A 16,819-nucleotide genomic window follows, 5' to 3' on the forward strand; every position below is an offset into this window, starting at 1 on the left:
AGGAAACGGCAAGCGCAACGAGGCCTGAAAGCATCGAAGGGAAATGGCTGCGATTGAGGAACGATGAAGCGATTCAGCTTGCGGCGGGGAGGATATAGGGGAAGTTGTAAGAAAAAAAGACAAAATGTCGCAGGGGATTGTTGCTGATGGCGTAACAGTCACCTGGCCCATCGCGGGCAAGCCCGCCCCAGCGTGGGAGTGGGCTTGCCCGCGATGCGGTCAGAACGAGGTGCGCAAGCCAACCTGCACACTACGCCCCGGCGCCGGCGCGATATCGCGCAGGATCGAGGTGGCATAGCGCACGGTCTGGTCGGTGAGGTTCTCGCCGCGCACGAACGCCAGCCATTCACTCTGGCCGATGTCGAAGCGATACCCCAGGCTTGCGCCAAGGGTGGTGTAGCCGTCGGTGCCGGTTTCGTTGGCCGGTTTGCGCCGTTGCGACGCGGCATGCTGCACATCGACCCGCGCTTGCCAGCGATCCAGTTCCCAGACCAGGCCGCTGTTCAGGCGCAGCGGTGCGATACGCGGCAGCGGCTCGCCGCTGTTGAGGTTCTTGGCCCGGGTGTAGTCGCCGGACAGTTCCAGGGCGAAGCTGCCGTAGCGATTTTCCAGCAACGTCCAGCGGTCCTGGGCCTCGATACCGTAGAAGCGTGCGCGCACACCCTGGTAGGCATACTCGGGGATATCACCGTGATCGTGATCATGGTCGTGGTCATGATCGTCGCCATGGTCGTGATCATGGCCTTCACGCAGGTTGCCGGTGCCGATCAGGCCGATGTAGTTGCGAAAATGGCTGTAGAACACACCGACGCTGCCCTTGTGGGTGCCGTTGTCGAAGCGCAGGGCCAGGTCGCCGGAGATGGCCTTTTCCTTGTTCAGGTTCGGGTCACCGATCTCGTAGGCGCCGGTCGCCACGTGGGCGCCGTTGGCATACAGCTCGTAGAAGGTCGGCGCGCGCTCGGTATAGCCGAGGTTGGCGGCCAGCGACCAGATCGGGTCGAGCTGGTACACCGCGCCCGATGACAGGCTGAAGGCGTTGAAGCTGCTGGCGCTGTCGGCCCCGGCAAAGGTTTCGTTGCCCTTGGCATCCGGATCGACCCGGGTGTGTTCCATGCGCGCGCCCAGGCTCAGGTTCAGGCGCTCGCTGGCCTGCCATTGTTCGAGCAGGAACAGCGCCAGGCTGTCGGTATCGGTGTGCGGGACAAAGGCTTCCTCGCCCAGTGCGGAGAACTCGTTGCGGCTGACCTGAGCACCGATCACGCCCTCGACCGGCCCCAGCGGCTGGTGGCGTGCCTCTATGCGTGCCTCGTAGCCCTTGTTCTTGAAGGTGGTGTGCACTTCACCGCTTTCGATCTCACGGTGCTGGTAGTCGGTGTAGCCGGCATCGACCTTCACCGAGCTGAATGGTCCGTCGAGATCGCGCAGTTCCGAGGCGAAGCCGTAGTGGTCCTGCTGCATGTCCAGGCGTACGCCGGGCTCGGCTACCGAGCCGTAGTTGCTGTCATAGCGGCTGTAGGACAGACCGGTATAGCCGTGATCCCAATGATAGGAACCACCGATCGCGCCGCCGTCCTGGCGTCCGTCGCTGTTCTTCAGGCGGTGCTCGCTGCCGGGCTCGTCGGCGTCGCGCACCTTCGAGCTGCGGGCATAGCCGGGGATACGCAGGTCGTTGAACTGGCGGCTGTTGGCATCCAGGTGCAGGGCGAAGGCGCCGTTGCCGGCCTCCAGTTTGCCGGCACTGCTGCGCGTGGTGTCGGCGCCGCCGTAGCGCAGTTCGCCCGCGCCATGGATGCCTTCGATGGGCGTGTCGGGGATGCGGTTGTCGAAGGTGTTGACCACCCCACCGATGGCGTTGCCGCCGTAGAGCAGGGCGGCCGGGCCGCGGACGATCTCGACCCGCTCGACGGTCACCGGGTCCAGCGGCACGGCGTGGTCGTAGGACAGCGACGAGGCATCCAGGGCACCGACGCCGTTGCGCAGGATACGAATGCGGTCACCGTCCAGGCCGCGGATTACCGGGCGGCTGGCGCCAGGGCCGAACCAGGTGGAGGCGACACCAGCCTGTTTGTTGAGGGTCTCGCCGAGGCTGCCCTGTTGCTGCTGCAGCAGGTTGTCGCCTTCAAGGACGGTGCTCGGGGCAGCCAGTTGGGCGTTGCCCAATGGGTTGGCGGTAATCACCTGGGGTTGCAGTTCCACGGCCTGGCTGGAAGTCGAGGCCAGCCAGAGCGCGACGGCAAGGGGGGAGAGGTGCAGCGGCATGTGACGCATGGGGATGTGGCGTTCCTTGGCAGATTCTTTGTGTTGTTACAATATAACATCACTATTTCAGCACAAGGCTTCCCGTGCTTGCCAGTGGTTTTTGCATCGTCTTCAGCCGGCCTGTGGCGGGACAAGCAACCTCGATTCCACCCGCTCGCTACACTCGTGTAAGGTGCGCACCTTCCCGAACCTGGAGCACTGCATGAGCACGGCCAACCATAACGCGCTGCACGGCAAGACCCTCGAACAGATCCTCACCGAGCTGGTGGCGCACTATCAGTGGCAGGGTCTGGCCGAACGCGTCGACATCCGCTGCTTCAAGAGCGATCCGACGATCAAGTCGAGTCTGACCTTCCTGCGCAAGACCCCATGGGCACGGGAGAAGGTCGAGCAGCTGTACGTGAAGCTGCAGCGCAAAGGCTGATGCCGCGCCGGCCTTGGCTTGCCCTGGCGGCTGTGCTCGGCTGGGCGGGGCTGGCGATCCAGCTGTACCTGGTACTGCTGGCACGTTGGCAGGAGCAGGCCAGCCTGGTCGGCGGGATGGTCAACCTGTTCTGCTATTTCACCGTGCTGAGCAACACGCTGGTGGCCACGGTGCTCAGCCATGCCGCATTCGGCCGCGACTCGCCGGCCAGGCGCTGCTTCCTTTCACCTGTGGTCAGCTCGTGCGTTGCAGCCAGTATCGTGCTGGTGGCGCTGGCCTACAGCCTGCTACTGCGCCACTTGTGGCAACCCCAGGGCTGGCAATGGCTGGCGGACGAACTGCTGCACGACGTGATGCCGCTGTTGTTCACCCTGTACTGGTGGTTCGAGGTGCCCAAGGGGCGGCTGCGGCTCTGGCATCTGGCAGCCTGGGCACTGTACCCGATGCTGTATTTTGCCTTCGTGCTGCTGCGCGGGCATGAGATCGGGGTGTATCCCTACCCGTTCGTCGACGTTGCGCGGCTGGGCTATGGGCAGGTACTGATGAATGCAACAGGGGTGCTGGCTGGGTTCTGGGCGATCGGGCTGGTGCTGCTGGGGCTGGACCATTGGCGAGGACGGCACTGAGGCAGCAGCACCCTCGGCAAAACTGTTTATTTCGCCACCCTCGTAGTATCGCGTGTAAGCATTCGCTTACTCGTTATGTAAGTGATTGCTGTAGGGATCAGTAAATCAATGTCGTTTCCAGTGGCGTAATTTTTCCAAGTAATTGAAATATATATTTTTTATAAATATCAGAAGATGTTACGCCTGAATCATCCTGAGATATTCGTTGCTTGTCCCAAGGCGGGGAATCGCTAGTATTCGAACTGTGTCTACGGACTGACACAGGCTCTCACGGATGATGGCCAAGGACATCGCGGGATGCGATTCATCAGGACGATGATTGGGACATACAGGGACTACGGAAAAAATGTGGGCGGGTCAAACCGCCCCTTTTTTTTGCCTGCTGAAAATGAAAAAAGGCCCTCGCGGGCCTTTTTCGTACCTGGGCGCTGTCAGCGCTCCAGATCGGCGATCTTGCCAGGCTTGCCATCCCACTCTTCGGCGTCCGCCAGGGCGTCTTTCTTCTCGGTGATGTTCGGCCAGATCTCGGCCAGCTCGGCGTTCAGCTCGATGAAGTTCTCCATGCCGGACGGCACTTCGTCTTCCGAGAAAATCGCCTGGGCCGGGCACTCAGGCTCGCACAGCGCACAGTCGATGCATTCGTCCGGGTGAATCACCAGGAAGTTCGGGCCTTCGTAGAAGCAGTCCACCGGACAGACTTCCACGCAGTCGGTGTACTTGCATTTGATGCAGTTGTCGGTGACGACGAAGGTCATTTCTAATTCTCTCCTCAGGCGACGGCAGCTTGCCCTTCCTTCCAGGGCAGCGCGGTTCACGGTGCTGGCTGCAGACCAGGCTAATAACCTGCAGCCTTCGCAAACCGCGCCGGATTCTACCAGCTTGCGCGGTGGGCCGTTATAACAGGTTTTTCAGTTGATATAGCATTTCGATAGCTTGGCGCGGCGTCATGTCGTCCAGCTCCAGCTTGCCCAGCTTCTCGATGGCCGGGTGTGGCAGGCTGGCGAACAGGTCGCTCTGGTGCGGCACGTGAGGCGTATTGTCGTGCGGCGTTGCAAGCGGCGCTTCGTGGGGCAGGCTGGTGGTCTCCAACCGGCCCAGATGCTCGCGGGCACGCTGGATCACCGCCGCCGGCACGCCCGCCAGTTGCGCCACGGCCAGGCCGTAGCTCTGGCTCGCGGGGCCCGGCAGCACGTGGTGCAGGAACACGATGCGTTCATTGTGCTCGGTGGCGTTCAGGTGCACGTTGGCCACCAGCGGCTCGCTGTCCGGCAGCACGGTCAGTTCGAAGTAGTGGGTGGCGAACAACGTGTAGGCGCGCAGCTGGGCCAGGCGCTCGGCGGCGGCCCAGGCCAGCGACAGGCCGTCGAAGGTGCTGGTGCCGCGGCCGACTTCGTCCATCAGCACCAGGCTGCGGTCGGTGGCATTGTGCAGGATGTTGGCGGTTTCGCTCATCTCGACCATGAAGGTCGAGCGCCCGCCGGCCAGGTCGTCGCTGGAGCCGATACGGGTGAAGATACGGTCCACCGGCGACAGTTCGCAGGCGGCTGCCGGCACGAAGCTGCCGATATGCGCCAGCAGCACGATCAGCGCGGTCTGGCGCATGTAGGTGGACTTACCGCCCATGTTCGGGCCGGTGATGATCAGCATGCGCGTGCTGTCGTCCAGGCCCAGGTCGTTGGCCACGAACGGCGTGGTCAACACCTGCTCGACCACCGGGTGGCGGCCCTGCTCGATGCGCAGGCACGGCTCGTCGACGAAGCTTGGGCAGTTCAGGTCCAGGTTCAGGGCGCGTTCGCCCAGGTTGCTCAGCACATCCAGCTCGGCCAGCGCCGCGGCGCTGTCCTGCAGTGGCGCCAGGTGCCCGATCAGGGTTTCGAGCAAGGCATCGTAGAGCATCTTCTCGCGCGCCAGGGCACGGCTCTTGGCCGACAGCGCCTTGTCCTCGAACGTTTTCAGCTCGGGGGTGATGAAACGTTCGGCGCCCTTGAGCGTCTGCCGGCGGATATAGTCGGCGGGTGCCTGTTCGGCCTGCTTGGTCGGCAGCTCGATGAAATAGCCATGCACGCGGTTGTAGCCGACCTTGAGGTTGGCCAGGCCCGTGCGGGCCTTCTCGCGGGCTTCCAGGTCGATGAGGAACTGGCCGGCGTTCTCGCTGATCGACAGCAGTTCGTCCAGTTCACTGTCGTAGCCGGTCTTGAGCACGCCACCGTCGCGGATCACCGCCGGCGGATTGTCGATGATCGCCCGCTCCAGCAGGCCAGCCAGCTCCGGGTAGGTGCCGGTGATCGCGGCCAGGCGCGCCAGGTGGGGTGCCTCCAGCTCGGCCATGGCGTTCTGCAGCTCGGGCAGGGCGCCGAGGGCGTCGCGCAGGCGCGCCAGGTCACGCGGGCGGGCATTACGCAGGCCGATACGCGCGAGGATCCGCTCGATGTCGCCGATTTCCTTGAGCTGCGGCTGCAGCTTTTCGAAGCGGTAGCCGTCGAGCAGGCAGCGGATCGAGTCCTGGCGTGCCTTGAGCACCTTCAGGTCGCGCAGCGGACGGTTCAGCCAGCGGGTCAGCAGGCGGCTGGCCATGGCGGTCTGGCAGCGGTCGATGACCGATTGCAGGGTGTTGTCGCGGCCACCGGCCAGGTTGATGTCCAGCTCCAGGTTGCGGCGGCTGGCGGCATCGAGGATGACGGTGTCGTCCAGGCGCTCGTGGCGCAGGCTGCGCAGGTGGGGCAGGGCTGTGCGCTGGGTTTCCTTGGCATAGCCCAGCAGGCAGCCGGCGGCGCCGATGGCCAGGGTCAGCTTGTCGCAGCCAAAGCCCTTGAGGTCCTGGGTGGCGAACTGCTGGCAAAGGCTCTTGCGTGCCGAATCACGGTCGAAGTCCCAGGGGGCACGGCGCCGGGCGCCACGGCGCTTCTCCGCTGGCAGGCCCTGCGGCCAGTCATCCGGGATCAGCAGCTCCACCGGGTTGATGCGCTCGAGCTCGGCCAGCAGGTTCTCCCAGCCCTTGATCTCCTGCACGGTGAAATTGCCGCTGGTGATGTCCAGCACCGCCAGGCCGAACAGCCGCTCATCGCCGAGCAAGGCGGCAATCAGGTTGTCGCGACGCTCGTCGAGCAACGCCTCATCGCTGATCGTGCCCGGGGTGATGATGCGCACCACCTGGCGCTCCACCGGGCCCTTGCTGGTGGCCGGGTCGCCGATCTGCTCGCAGATCACCACCGACTCGCCGAGCTTGACCAGCTTGGCCAGGTAGCCTTCGAGCGAGTGGAACGGAATCCCGCACATGGGAATCGACTGGCCCGCCGACTGCCCGCGGGCGGTCAGGGTGATATCCAGCAGTTTCGCGGCTTTCTTCGCATCTTCGTAGAAGATCTCGTAGAAGTCGCCCATGCGGTAGAACATCAGCTGGTCCGGGTGCTGGTTTTTCAGCTTCCAGTACTGCTGCATCATCGGGGTGTGTGCGGAGAGATCAGACATTCAGGGCCTTACAGCGGGTGGTCTGGTGGCAAATTTCGAAACCGTCAATGGTACAGGCTTTTTCCGCTGGGCGCAGGTTGGATGGGTGGGGCAAATCTGCGCGGGCTGTCAGGCGTTGGCCTCAGCCCGGGTGGCCGAAGAACTGGTTGAGGAGGATCAGTTCCATGATCACCACCAGCACGCAGAACATCACGAAGCCTCGGCTAAAGACTCGCCGTGGCCGTTCAAAGGACGGCCAGTCCTGGATGTTCAGGGCCGCCATCAACGCAATGATCAAGCCGACAAGCAGGTAGGTGGGCCAGCGGCGTCGCGGCGAAAGGTCCATGCCGTTTTCCGATCCATGGTAAGAGATGCCGACGATAGCGATGGCCCGGGGGAGGGGCAACCTTTGTTTTCCGCTTGCCTGGCCATTGCATTTGCGCTGTTACGGTTGCATTATGCGCATTATGCAAAAACGCAACGTAGCCTCCGTACTCAGAGAACTGCTCGCCCGCCACGGCCTGTCCCCCACAGAGCTGCATCGGCGCACGGGCGTGCCTCAATCCACCCTGTCGCGGATTCTCAGCGAGAAGATCGTCGATCCTTCGGACAAGCACGTCTCGAAGATCGCCGAGTACTTCGGCGTGAGCACCGACCAGTTGCGCGGCCGCGTCGAACTGGGCGAATCGCGTGACGCGGCCCCTCTCACTCAAGGCCATGCGGCCCTGAGCGACATCAGCCTGTGGGACGATGAAACACCCGTCGAGGACGACGAGGTGTCCGTGCCTTTTCTTCGTGAGGTCGAGTTGGCAGCAGGATCAGGAAGATTCGTCATCGAGGAAAGCGAGAATGCTCGCTTGCGCTTCGGCAAACGCAGCCTGCGCCACAATGGCGTGCAGTTCGACCACGCCAAGTGCGTGACGGTGCGTGGCAACAGCATGTTGCCGGTGCTGCGCGACGGCGCCACGGTCGGGGTCAACACCGGCAAATGCACCATCGGTGACATCATCGACGGCGACCTTTATGCCATCAACCACAACGGGCAGCTGCGGGTCAAACAGGTGTACCGCCTGCCTACCGGCATTCGCCTGCGCAGCTTCAACCGCGACGAACACCCTGACGAAGACTACAGCTTCCAGCAGATGCAGGAAGAACAGATCAGCCTCCTCGGCCACGTCTTCTGGTGGGGCATGTACGCTCGTTGATACCGACCCTCGATAAAAACCCGCCTCGGCGGGTTTTTTTTCGCCCTCAGAAAAGCCCTACACACCGCATCCGATAAGGCCTTCATGCATTTCGGCAAATGCCTGTGCATAAATATTTCTAAAAATGCATTGACTGCATATGCATGCATGCATAACCTGTATCTCAAGCCGGTCAGCAACCGGTTGTTACACAGGCAGCGATGAACAGGCCTCGACTGTTCAGAGGGTTGGCAACTGGCCCGGGTGTGCAGCGTAAAGCACCACGATCAGTTATTCGGCGGGCAGGCGGCCGCGGTCGGAGTCACTAATTTGAAGCGGAACCGTGCGGCGTCACCAGTCGTGGCCGGCGGTTCGACAACGCATTACTGAAAAGCCTGCGAAGCGGGCTTTTTGGAATGCCGAGGCAATGCGCGGGCCAACGTCCCGCCAGCTTCATTCCTACGGAATTCATCGCAACGGAGGTGAAATGAGTTTCGAAATCATCAACATGGGCGCGGCGCCCACGGGCGTCGGCGGCGACACGGTGCGCACCGGCTTCGACAAGGTCAACCGTAACCTGGCGCTGATCAGGGATCGAGCGTTGCAGGCGAACTACTCACCACTGGTGGGCCAGCTATACCGTGAAGTGGGCGTGGCGGCGTCACACACCATCGTGTCCAGCTTCACGCTGCGGACAAAAATGCCTGCCGAGGATGGAGTTGCTCCGCTGGTAAGGCTGCATGGCTGTGTGAACGGTTATACCTCGCCCATCACCATCGATATGAGCTGGTACTTCTATCTGGGCCAGGTCAATACCGCGGTGGCCTTGGTCAATACGTCGTCGCCGAACATAGGTTCCCTGGCATCTGGGGGCGGGCTGAAGATCACCGTCTACGCCGAGAACGGCAAGGCAAATCTGCACTTCAAGCTGCCTATGGGCATTTACCTGCCGCGCTTTGCCGTGAGTTGTACCAACCCTGGGGCATTGTCCGTGGACAACGGTCTGGAGGCGGGCTGGACCGTCGTCTTCGATGCTCCTGCGCCACCCAGCAACCTGGTGCAGGCACCGTTTAACGTCGTCACCACCCTCAACACAGCCAACTGCAAGGTTGGCAACGATGGCACGATCAAGGTGGCCTGAATGCGCGCAATCATCACGCTGCTCAATGATGGCAGCACCCACGATATCACCCCTGCCGACGCCCTCCTGGCTTCGACACTGGTTAGTGAAGGTGTCTTCCGGGTGACTGGCAGCCTCGGTCTGGTGCCTTTCCCCCCCGTGAGCGTGGGCTGGGGCTACTCGCTCAGCCAGATGGACAGCAAGGCTGACGTGGCGGTTGAACATGATGAAGTCTCCGGCGACCTGCTGGTGACCGTGACCCGCGACGGCCAGCCCTATCGGCTGGTCAGCACGTTGATGCTGCATGTCCTGGCCGAGGATCTTCCCGTCGTGCCGATCATCCAGTCGATGGAGGGTTGAGCGTGGCTTTATTTCAAGGAGACAGGACTTTGACAAGTGAACAACAGGCATTGCTCGACATGCCGCTCTGGCTGGTGATCGTCCTGGCATTGCTGGGCGGCCTGTCAGGCGAAATGTGGCGGGCCGACAAGGCCGGTGCTCGTGGCTGGGCATTGCTGCGCCGCCTGGCACTGCGCTCTGGCGCCTGCATGGTCTGCGGCGTGTCGACGGTAATGCTTCTGTACGCCAGCGGCATGTCGATCTGGAGCGCCAGTGCCTTCGGCTGCCTCACCGCCATGGCTGGCGCAGACGTCGCCATTGGCCTTTACGAGCGCTGGGCGGCTCGCCGCCTGGGCATTGAACAACCGGTGTCAGGCGTAGACGCTGACGATCGCCGGCCGTGAGCAGGGAGTTTTCATGAACGAAACACAACTGGCGCAACTGCTCGCCGCACTAAACAACCAGGCAGCGGTGCAGACGGCCCTGGGGCAGTCGATCGAACGCCTGGCGCTCAGCAACGAGCAACTCGTGGCATATCTGAAAAGCCGTGAGCCTGATCCTGACGCCCCTCCTTACCTAGATGGCTCCAAGCCAGCCTGAATTCTTTCCGTACTTGCAGCTGCTGTACCCGCCCGTCCGGGATTCCCCGCGACGGCTTTCATCATGTTCAAGGAGAACACCCTTATGTCGATTCTTACCCAAGGCACCCAGATCTATGCACTGGTTCCGCCGGTTTCCGGTACTGGCCCGCTCAGCGTGCTGGAAGTCGAGCATGTGACCTCGTTCGAGCCGGGCGGCGCGCCGGCGGAGCAGATCGAGGACACCACCCTCGATGCCGCAGAGCGTACCTACCAGAAGGGCCTGCGCACCCCGGGTACCGCCACCCTCGGCTTGAACGCCGACCCGACCAATGCCAGCCACATTCGCCTGCACCAGCTGTCCGAGGCCAAGGGCAGTACCACCGTCAAGTGGGTAGTGGGTTGGTCCGATGGCAAGGACGTGGCGCCGACCGTCAACAGCAAAGGCGATGGCTTCGAGCTGCCAGCCACCCGTACCTGGTTCGCCTTCGAAGGCTACGTGGCCGACTTCCCGTTCAACTTTGCGCTCAATTCGGTGGTTACCACCTCGGTGAGCATCCAGCGCACCGGCGGCTCCACCTGGGCGAAAAAGGCCTGAGCCCGGAGGACTGAATGAACATCAATCAACTCAAGGCCCTGGGCGGTATCGTCGACAGCCAGCGGGTCCGCAAGGAAGTGGTCTGGAACCGGCCTGATCCGCAGACCGGGGAAATGCTGGCCCAGACCCTGGTGGTGCATGTGCGCCGTCATTCGTTCGGAGTGATCGAGCGTCTGTTCGCTGAACAGGCGTCGTCTCATAGCCGCAACGCGCATTACCTGGCCGCGTCCATCAGCCTCGGCGAGGAGGGGGACGAGCCGTTAGGCGTCGAAGACGCGTTCAACCTCGAACCCTCGCTGGGCTTCGTGCTGCTCAACGCCATCAACGAAGTCAATGGCACCGGCAATACACCGGCAAAGAACTGACGGCCGCCGATGAGTTCTGGCATGAGCTGGTGCTCAACGGCATCGGCGGCCGCACGATCAGCGAAGCCAAGGAACGGCTGAGCTACGCAGAAGCCAGGGACTGGGCGCAGTACATCCAGCGCCATGGCTCGTTGCACGGCGGTCGCCGGCTGGAAGCCAGCATCGCCATGTTGGCGCTGCAGGCCAACCATCAAGCAGGCGGCACTGCCGAGTTGATCGATTTCATGCCTCACGAGCGGCGCCAAGGGGTGTCGCTCGAGAGTGCCATACAGCAGTGGTGCTGATGATCGGCACCACCTTCTTCACGAAACCCGCCACGGCGGGTTTCATCATGATCAGGGAGTAGGCCCATGGCAACCAACCTTGCCAGTTTCAGCCCGACGATCGACCTCTCCAGCCTCGAACGGGCACTGTCAAGGGCCTCGGCCCTCAGTGACCGCACCCTGCGCGAGATGCAGAAGAATGTCGAGGCTTTCAATACCAAGTACCTCAAGAGCGTAGGCGCGGTCGCCGATTCGAGCCTGGACATCTCGAGGAGAGCGCTGGATCGCTTCCAGTCCGCCTACGCGCCACCGAGCTGGGAGCAGGCCGTGCAGGAGGCCCCCGAGCGGCCCTACAGCGAGGCGCTGCGCAAGCAGCACGCCAGCGCCGAGCTCGAGGTGGCGAAGATGAGCATGAGCAAGCGCCAGGGCGGGTTGGCCGACCAGCTGTCCAAGGTGGACGAAGGCTACTACGCCGAACGGGCTCAGTTCGAGCAGGCCAACCCGCTGGGTGCCGCAGGCCCCGATGGCGCGAATTACCAGCAGCAGCTGGAGGACATGCGCGCCCGGCATGCCGACATGACCAACCAGGTACTCAACGACTACGACATGATGAGTCAGGCGCGTGGCGACTGGATGGTCGGCGCCTCTGCGGCTTGGGAGGAGTATCTGGAGACCTCCGGCAACGTCGCGGCGCAATCGCAAGCGGTCTTTGCCAGCGTCTTCGATCGCATGGGCAATGCGGTGCAGACTTTTGCCACTACCGGCAAGCTGTCGTTCTCTGACTTCGCCAAGTCGGTGATCGCCGACATGGCCGCGCTGGCCGCCAAGACTGCAGCCTCCAAGGCTCTGAGCAGTCTGCTCGGGTTCGGCATGAACCTGGTCGGTTCGTGGTTCAGCGGTGGCGCCGCGCCAACTGCCACCAGCATGTCCGTGGGTGGCACCAGCACCACCTTCACCCCGCAACTCAACGCCTCAGGTATGACCTATGGCGGCTCCGCCTTCGCCAAGGGGGGCGCCTTCACCAACGGCGTCGCGACCACGCCGACCCTGGCGCCGATGGCGCTGTTCGGCGAAGCCGGCCCTGAAGCGATCATGCCACTGACCCGCGGCGCCGATGGCGCGCTGGGCGTTCGCGCGCTGGGCGGCGGCTCCGGCGCCAGCCACAGCAGCGAAGTGGTGATCCAGCAGACCATCAACGTGGCCGCGGGCGACGGCAATAGCGCGGCCGGCGAGGGCAATGCCCAACGCCTGGCCAACGCCTATGCCGGTGCCGCCCGCCAGGGCGCCAGCGAACAGATTTCCCGCGAGCTGATGCCGGGCGGGCAGATCTGGTCGGCGATTCACGGCCGCTGAGCAAGGAGAACATCACATGGAAACCTTTACCTGGAGCCCGAAGACCGAACCGACCGGGACCGTGGAGTACCGCGTGCGCACGGTGCAGTTCGGCGACGGCTACCAACAGGCGGTGGCCGACGGGATCAACAACCGCAGCCAGTCCTGGCCGTTGGTGTTTATCGGCGACGAAATCAAGATCCGCGCGATCGCCGAGTTCCTCGACCGTCACGCTGGCAGCCGCGCGTTCCGCTGGACCGCGCCACTGGGCAAGCCGGGCCTGTATCGCTGCAAGGGCTACCAGCCCACCGCCAAGGGTGGTGGCTTGTACAGCATCAGCGCGACGTTCGAGCAGGCCTTTCACCCATGACCGAGGAGAGCCGCCATGGCGCTGATCAATGACATCCAGAAACTCGAACCGGGCGCGGAAATCGTGCTGTTCGAGATCGACGGCAGCGAGTTCGGTGCTGATACCCTGCGCTTTCACGGTCATGCCATCACCCATGAACCCGATGTGCTGGACGCGGCTGACCTGCCGGCTCGTTCGATCTGGTGGCAGGGCAATGAGTATGCCGCCTGGCCGGTGCAGATCGACGGCATCGGTGCCAACAGCAATGGCAGGGCCACCCGCCCGAAGTTCACCGCCGGCAACGTCGATGGCCGGGTCACGGCGTTGTGCCTGGCCTTCGAGGACCTGCTCAAGTTCAAGCTGACCGTGCGCCAGACCCTCGGTCAGTACCTGGACGCGCGTAACTTCGCGACTGGCAACAGCCAGGCCGATGCAACCCAGGAGGCCTTGGAGATCTGGTTTCTCGACCAGAAGACCCAGGAGGACGACGAGCAGGTGCAGTGGGAACTGTCCTCGCCCGGCGAGATCGACAGCCACGGCCTGCCAGGCCGACAGATGACCGCCTATTGCCATTGGGCGATGACCAATGGCTACCGTGGCCCGAACTGCGGCTATACCGGCAGCCTGCGTTTCGATGACGAGGACCGTCCCACCGACGATCCGGCCAAGGATCGCTGCAAGGGGGGGCTGCGCTCATGCAAGCTGCGCTTCGGCGAGGCGGCCGAACTGCCCCACGGCGGCTTCCCGGCCGTCTCGCTGATCGCCCGGAGCTGAAACATGGCACCTGACCTGCTCGAGGCGATTCGCGTCCATGCTGCCGAGGACTACCCCCGCGAAGCTTGTGGGCTGGTCATCGACCGGGCCGGGCGGCTGGTCTATCAACGCTGTCGCAATACCGCCAACGAACCCGGCGAAGAGTTCCGCATCGATCCGCACGACTACGCGGCGGCGGAAGACCTCGGGGAGGTTGTCGCGGTGGTGCATTCGCATCCTGACGCCAGCAGCCTGCCGTCCACTCGCGATCTGGCCATGTGCGAGGCCACGGGGCTGCCTTGGCATATCCTGTCCTGGCCGGAAGGCGACCTGCGCACGATCCTGCCCAAGGGCGACACCCCGTTGCTGGGGCGTCCCTTTGTGCATGGCCTGTGGGATTGCTGGCAGGTATGCGCCGACTGGTATCAGCGCGAATGGGGCCTGACTTTTGCTCCCTATGCCCGCGAGGATGGCTGGTGGGAGGATGCCCAGGGTCCGAGCCTGTACGAGCAGGCCTATGTCGATGCCGGCTTCGTCGCCGTCGACACCCCGCGACGTGGCGACATGCTGGTCATGGCTATCGGTCGTACCGCGCACCCCAACCATGCCGGTATCTATCTGGGCAATGATCCGCGCCTGCCCGGTGAGCAATGGACGCCCACTGGTGCCGGCCCGTTCCTGCTGCACCATCTTTATGGGCGCCCCAGCGAAGTGATCGTGTTCGGTGGGCCGTGGCTGGATCGCACCCGGCTGGTGTTGCGCCACCGCGATGCCGAGGTTGGCGAATGAGCGGCTTTCGATTCATGCAGATTCGCACAGGAGGCCCTAGATGGCTGTATCCGTGATCAATGTGCCAGCCCTGACCACCATCAAGTTGTCCGGTGTCCTGGCACGCAAGTTTGGCCGGGAACACCGGCGCCGCCTGGACAGCGGCCAGGCCTGGGAAGTGTTCCGGGCCCTGCGCAACACCCTGGAAGGTTTCGAGGAGGAGATCCGCCGGCTTGACCGTCTTGGCATGCGTTTCGCGATCTTCCGCAATCGCCGCAACGTCGACAGCAATGCCTTCGCGCTGGGCGGCACCAGCGAGCTCCGTATCGTTCCGGTACTGGCCGGCAGCAAGCGTGGCGGCATCCTGCAGACCATCGTCGGGGCGGTGATGATCGTCGGCGGGATGTACTTCGGGCAGACCTGGGCGGTGCAGATGGGCGCCGGCCTCATGGCCGGCGGCGTGATGCAGATGCTCAGCCCACAGCCCAAGGGCCTCAAGCTCAGCGCCAGCCCTTCGAACACGCCGGGCTATGCCTTTGGCAATGCCCGCAACACCGTCACCACCGGCCTCCCGGTGCCGCTGTGCATCGGTAAGCGTCGTTGGGGCGGGGCGATCGTCAGCGCCGCCATCTACGCCGAGGATCGCCTGTGAGGCCAGGGCATGGCTCGGTCAATACGGCTGCCCCGGGCAGCCGCTTTTCGCAGAAGGAGTTGCCATGTCAGCAACCACCATTGATTCGCCGTTGACCCGCGTCAGACTCGGTGGCCAATTGCGCCAGTTCGGCAAGACCTTCGAACTGGCGGTGAACACACCGCGCGAGGCGATCAAGGCCCTGTGCGTGCTGGTGCCTGGTTTCGAGCGCTTTCTCGCCAATGCCCGCTCGCGTGGCCTGGAGTTTGCCGTGTTCAACGACCGCCGCAATGTCGGCGAGTCAGAGCTGGGTTTCCAGGCTCGGGAAGAAATCCGCATTGTGCCGGTGGTCATCGGCAGCAAGCGGGCGGGCACCCTGCAGACCATCGTCGGTATCGTCATGATTGCCGCAGCCGCCATCTATAGCGGTGGTGTCGGCGCCGCCTTCGCTTCGGAGGGAACCGCCGGGTTCGTCGCCCACATGGGCGCGGCGATGGCGCTTGGCGGCGTGATGCAGCTGCTCAGCCCGCAGCCCAAAGGGCTGAGCATGAGCCAAGCGCCGGAGAATACCCCCGGCTACGCCTTTGGCGCGGCGCGCAACACCACGGCGTCTGGCAACCCGGTGCCGCTGTGCGTGGGCAAGCGGCGATGGGGCGGCGCCATCATCAGCGCGGCGATCTATGCCGAGGACCGCGCATGAGGGCGGCAGCAAAGTGTACAGGTGAGCGAACATGAACCAGGGTCTTCAAACATGGGATGCCCATGGCACGCTGATGCTGGACGGTTCGATGCGTGTGGGCAAGATTATCGATGTCTTCGAAAGCACAACCGACAATGGGGCGCGTGCCATCGCCAATACTGAGCTGGGCAGCGTGTTTCTGTTTCAGGAGGAGACCTCCTTCGATCTGGGCAGTAGGACGTTGTATGTGCTACCCCAGGTCAGTTATGCGCAGGGGGTCGTGAGCTGGGTGTTCGTCGACTTCAAGTTTGGGCGTAACTATCTGCCCCGACGAAGCATGCGTATCAGCGTGGGGGTGTTCTGATGACCGTCGGCCTGTCCGTCTTCAGGGATGATGGAGGATGGCAACTGACCTCCCAGGTACGCACGTCGATGCTGTCATTTCGTACGACTTACAGTGGCCCCTTCACCGCGATGACCAGCCCGCTTGCGGGAACCTCCTATTACTTCGATGTCGCCATCCCGGAACCTACCCGCTCGGTATTTTTCAACTCGGCAACTGCCATGTCGATCATCTTCGAGGCGCGGACAGGCAACGTCTGGCGTTTTCGCGTATCGACTCCGGCGCCGGTGGAAATCTTCGGCTTCAGCGAGCAGGTACCGGCCTCTTCACGCTCCGGGTTCCAGTTGTTCGATGAACAAGGAGCGCTCGCATTCGACTCGGACAGCCAGTTGCTGAGGATCGTCGATGTAGTGCCCAACGCAGCCATCGGCACGCGCCGGCCCTGGCCCACCGCAGCGCGCCGGTATGCCGCGGGGATAGGGCACTCTCCCAAGCAAATGACCCCAGCCAGCCTTGGCGGGGTGCCCTGGATGATTCTGCGAGGCACCGGCGTAATGCTGGGGCCACAGACGGGGGTGGTGGAGGGCTGGCTGGTAACCGGGCCGACCGCTGGAGAGATGATATCGCCGTCACCCAAAATGCCAGCACCCACGCTGATGATTATCGACGTCACCGGCTATTGAACATCCGCCGAGCATGGCCCGCGCCTCAGGCCGTGGCCCTTTGCGGCGCAACCCCATTCAGCCAACCGCCCTTGAGGC

Annotated in this window: 22 protein-coding genes; 18 read left to right on the forward strand and 4 right to left on the reverse strand. The window is 63.3% G+C overall.

Going from position 1 to position 16,819, the window contains the following annotated elements; genetic code table 11:
* Positions 1-219: 219 nt before the first annotated feature.
* Positions 220-2,268 carry a TonB-dependent receptor gene (locus tag AC3WL2_RS01730; protein ID WP_102681623.1) on the reverse strand — a complete coding sequence of 683 codons (2,049 nt, stop codon included), beginning with the start codon at positions 2,266-2,268 and terminating at the stop codon, positions 220-222.
* A gap of 193 nt (positions 2,269-2,461) precedes the next feature.
* On the opposite strand from AC3WL2_RS01730, the gene AC3WL2_RS01735 reads away from it, so the two are divergent.
* Both AC3WL2_RS01735 and AC3WL2_RS01740 read left to right on the forward strand, forming a co-directional pair.
* The gene (locus tag AC3WL2_RS01735) at positions 2,462-2,683 is read left to right on the forward strand and encodes a VF530 family protein (RefSeq protein ID WP_102681624.1); all 222 of its coding nucleotides are present in this window, start codon (positions 2,462-2,464) and stop codon (positions 2,681-2,683) included.
* On the forward strand, positions 2,683-3,309 hold the full coding sequence (locus AC3WL2_RS01740; RefSeq protein WP_102681625.1) for a Pr6Pr family membrane protein: 627 nt from the start codon (positions 2,683-2,685) through the stop codon (positions 3,307-3,309). The genes AC3WL2_RS01735 and AC3WL2_RS01740 overlap by 1 nt, the downstream gene beginning before the upstream one ends.
* Before the next feature lie 431 nt (positions 3,310-3,740).
* Here AC3WL2_RS01740 and fdxA read toward each other — a convergent pair whose 3' ends face one another.
* The 3 genes from fdxA to AC3WL2_RS01755 form a co-directional block, all read right to left on the reverse strand.
* Positions 3,741-4,064: a ferredoxin FdxA gene (gene fdxA, locus AC3WL2_RS01745; RefSeq protein ID WP_023629582.1), complete on the reverse strand. Its 324-nt coding sequence runs from the start codon at positions 4,062-4,064 to the stop codon at positions 3,741-3,743.
* A 139-nt stretch (positions 4,065-4,203) separates the two neighbouring features.
* Complete coding sequence (mutS, locus tag AC3WL2_RS01750; RefSeq protein ID WP_102681626.1) at positions 4,204-6,777, reverse strand: DNA mismatch repair protein MutS; 2,574 nt, start codon at positions 6,775-6,777, stop codon at positions 4,204-4,206.
* A 121-nt stretch (positions 6,778-6,898) separates the two neighbouring features.
* Positions 6,899-7,102, reverse strand: a complete 204-nt coding sequence (locus tag AC3WL2_RS01755) for a hypothetical protein (protein ID WP_102681627.1) — start codon at positions 7,100-7,102, stop codon at positions 6,899-6,901.
* 112 nt (positions 7,103-7,214) lie between these two features.
* Here AC3WL2_RS01755 and AC3WL2_RS01760 point away from each other — a divergent pair, with 112 nt between their 5' ends.
* From AC3WL2_RS01760 to AC3WL2_RS01835, 16 genes are all read left to right on the forward strand, one after another.
* Positions 7,215-7,961 carry a LexA family transcriptional regulator gene (locus AC3WL2_RS01760; protein ID WP_046856822.1) on the forward strand — a complete coding sequence of 249 codons (747 nt, stop codon included), beginning with the start codon at positions 7,215-7,217 and terminating at the stop codon, positions 7,959-7,961.
* 466 nt (positions 7,962-8,427) lie between these two features.
* On the forward strand, positions 8,428-9,081 hold the full coding sequence (locus AC3WL2_RS01765; RefSeq protein WP_102681628.1) for a hypothetical protein: 654 nt from the start codon (positions 8,428-8,430) through the stop codon (positions 9,079-9,081).
* Positions 9,082-9,420 carry a hypothetical protein gene (locus AC3WL2_RS01770; protein ID WP_102681629.1) on the forward strand — a complete coding sequence of 113 codons (339 nt, stop codon included), beginning with the start codon at positions 9,082-9,084 and terminating at the stop codon, positions 9,418-9,420.
* Between the two features lie 29 nt (positions 9,421-9,449).
* Entirely contained in the window at positions 9,450-9,803 is a 354-nt protein-coding gene (locus AC3WL2_RS01775) for a phage holin family protein (RefSeq protein WP_102681630.1), read from the forward strand.
* A 13-nt stretch (positions 9,804-9,816) separates the two neighbouring features.
* Positions 9,817-9,999: a hypothetical protein gene (locus AC3WL2_RS01780; RefSeq protein WP_102681631.1), complete on the forward strand. Its 183-nt coding sequence runs from the start codon at positions 9,817-9,819 to the stop codon at positions 9,997-9,999.
* An 84-nt stretch (positions 10,000-10,083) separates the two neighbouring features.
* Complete coding sequence (locus AC3WL2_RS01785) at positions 10,084-10,575, forward strand: phage tail tube protein (RefSeq protein ID WP_102681632.1); 492 nt, start codon at positions 10,084-10,086, stop codon at positions 10,573-10,575.
* 14 nt (positions 10,576-10,589) lie between these two features.
* Positions 10,590-10,940: a phage tail assembly chaperone family protein, TAC gene (locus AC3WL2_RS01790; protein WP_046856817.1), complete on the forward strand. Its 351-nt coding sequence runs from the start codon at positions 10,590-10,592 to the stop codon at positions 10,938-10,940.
* Positions 10,941-10,969: 29 nt separating this feature from the next.
* Entirely contained in the window at positions 10,970-11,224 is a 255-nt protein-coding gene (locus AC3WL2_RS01795) for a phage tail assembly protein T (RefSeq protein ID WP_102681633.1), read from the forward strand.
* A 66-nt stretch (positions 11,225-11,290) separates the two neighbouring features.
* Positions 11,291-12,556 (forward strand): phage tail tape measure protein, encoded by a 1,266-nt coding sequence (locus AC3WL2_RS01800; protein WP_102681634.1) that lies wholly within the window; start codon positions 11,291-11,293, stop codon positions 12,554-12,556.
* Positions 12,557-12,572: 16 nt separating this feature from the next.
* Positions 12,573-12,905, forward strand: a complete 333-nt coding sequence (locus AC3WL2_RS01805) for a phage tail protein (RefSeq protein ID WP_046856814.1) — start codon at positions 12,573-12,575, stop codon at positions 12,903-12,905.
* 15 nt (positions 12,906-12,920) lie between these two features.
* A complete protein-coding gene (locus tag AC3WL2_RS01810) occupies positions 12,921-13,658 on the forward strand; it encodes a phage minor tail protein L (protein WP_102681635.1) in 738 nt (245 codons plus the stop codon).
* 3 nt (positions 13,659-13,661) lie between these two features.
* Complete coding sequence (locus AC3WL2_RS01815; RefSeq protein WP_102681636.1) at positions 13,662-14,426, forward strand: C40 family peptidase; 765 nt, start codon at positions 13,662-13,664, stop codon at positions 14,424-14,426.
* A gap of 40 nt (positions 14,427-14,466) precedes the next feature.
* Entirely contained in the window at positions 14,467-15,057 is a 591-nt protein-coding gene (locus tag AC3WL2_RS01820) for a tail assembly protein (protein ID WP_102681637.1), read from the forward strand.
* A 64-nt stretch (positions 15,058-15,121) separates the two neighbouring features.
* A complete protein-coding gene (locus tag AC3WL2_RS01825; RefSeq protein ID WP_102681638.1) occupies positions 15,122-15,736 on the forward strand; it encodes a tail assembly protein in 615 nt (204 codons plus the stop codon).
* A 31-nt stretch (positions 15,737-15,767) separates the two neighbouring features.
* On the forward strand, positions 15,768-16,079 hold the full coding sequence (locus AC3WL2_RS01830; RefSeq protein ID WP_102681639.1) for a hypothetical protein: 312 nt from the start codon (positions 15,768-15,770) through the stop codon (positions 16,077-16,079).
* Entirely contained in the window at positions 16,079-16,741 is a 663-nt protein-coding gene (locus AC3WL2_RS01835) for a hypothetical protein (protein WP_102681640.1), read from the forward strand. Before AC3WL2_RS01830 ends, AC3WL2_RS01835 begins: the two co-directional genes overlap by 1 nt.
* Positions 16,742-16,819: the final 78 nt, after the last annotated feature.

This window comes from Pseudomonas sp. FW305-96 (assembly GCF_058783825.1).

Coding starts and splice junctions, on each gene's coding strand:
- AC3WL2_RS01730 (WP_102681623.1), bottom strand. CDS start 2,268: ATGCGTCACATGCCGCTGCACCTCTCCCCCCTTGCCGTCGCGCTCTGG.
- AC3WL2_RS01735 (WP_102681624.1), top strand. CDS start 2,462: ATGAGCACGGCCAACCATAACGCGCTGCACGGCAAGACCCTCGAACAG.
- AC3WL2_RS01740 (WP_102681625.1), top strand. CDS start 2,683: ATGCCGCGCCGGCCTTGGCTTGCCCTGGCGGCTGTGCTCGGCTGGGCG.
- fdxA (WP_023629582.1), bottom strand. CDS start 4,064: ATGACCTTCGTCGTCACCGACAACTGCATCAAATGCAAGTACACCGAC.
- mutS (WP_102681626.1), bottom strand. CDS start 6,777: ATGTCTGATCTCTCCGCACACACCCCGATGATGCAGCAGTACTGGAAG.
- AC3WL2_RS01755 (WP_102681627.1), bottom strand. CDS start 7,102: ATGGACCTTTCGCCGCGACGCCGCTGGCCCACCTACCTGCTTGTCGGC.
- AC3WL2_RS01760 (WP_046856822.1), top strand. CDS start 7,215: ATGCGCATTATGCAAAAACGCAACGTAGCCTCCGTACTCAGAGAACTG.
- AC3WL2_RS01765 (WP_102681628.1), top strand. CDS start 8,428: ATGAGTTTCGAAATCATCAACATGGGCGCGGCGCCCACGGGCGTCGGC.
- AC3WL2_RS01770 (WP_102681629.1), top strand. CDS start 9,082: ATGCGCGCAATCATCACGCTGCTCAATGATGGCAGCACCCACGATATC.
- AC3WL2_RS01780 (WP_102681631.1), top strand. CDS start 9,817: ATGAACGAAACACAACTGGCGCAACTGCTCGCCGCACTAAACAACCAG.
- AC3WL2_RS01785 (WP_102681632.1), top strand. CDS start 10,084: ATGTCGATTCTTACCCAAGGCACCCAGATCTATGCACTGGTTCCGCCG.
- AC3WL2_RS01790 (WP_046856817.1), top strand. CDS start 10,590: ATGAACATCAATCAACTCAAGGCCCTGGGCGGTATCGTCGACAGCCAG.
- AC3WL2_RS01800 (WP_102681634.1), top strand. CDS start 11,291: ATGGCAACCAACCTTGCCAGTTTCAGCCCGACGATCGACCTCTCCAGC.
- AC3WL2_RS01805 (WP_046856814.1), top strand. CDS start 12,573: ATGGAAACCTTTACCTGGAGCCCGAAGACCGAACCGACCGGGACCGTG.
- AC3WL2_RS01810 (WP_102681635.1), top strand. CDS start 12,921: ATGGCGCTGATCAATGACATCCAGAAACTCGAACCGGGCGCGGAAATC.
- AC3WL2_RS01815 (WP_102681636.1), top strand. CDS start 13,662: ATGGCACCTGACCTGCTCGAGGCGATTCGCGTCCATGCTGCCGAGGAC.
- AC3WL2_RS01820 (WP_102681637.1), top strand. CDS start 14,467: ATGGCTGTATCCGTGATCAATGTGCCAGCCCTGACCACCATCAAGTTG.
- AC3WL2_RS01825 (WP_102681638.1), top strand. CDS start 15,122: ATGTCAGCAACCACCATTGATTCGCCGTTGACCCGCGTCAGACTCGGT.
- AC3WL2_RS01830 (WP_102681639.1), top strand. CDS start 15,768: ATGAACCAGGGTCTTCAAACATGGGATGCCCATGGCACGCTGATGCTG.
- AC3WL2_RS01835 (WP_102681640.1), top strand. CDS start 16,079: ATGACCGTCGGCCTGTCCGTCTTCAGGGATGATGGAGGATGGCAACTG.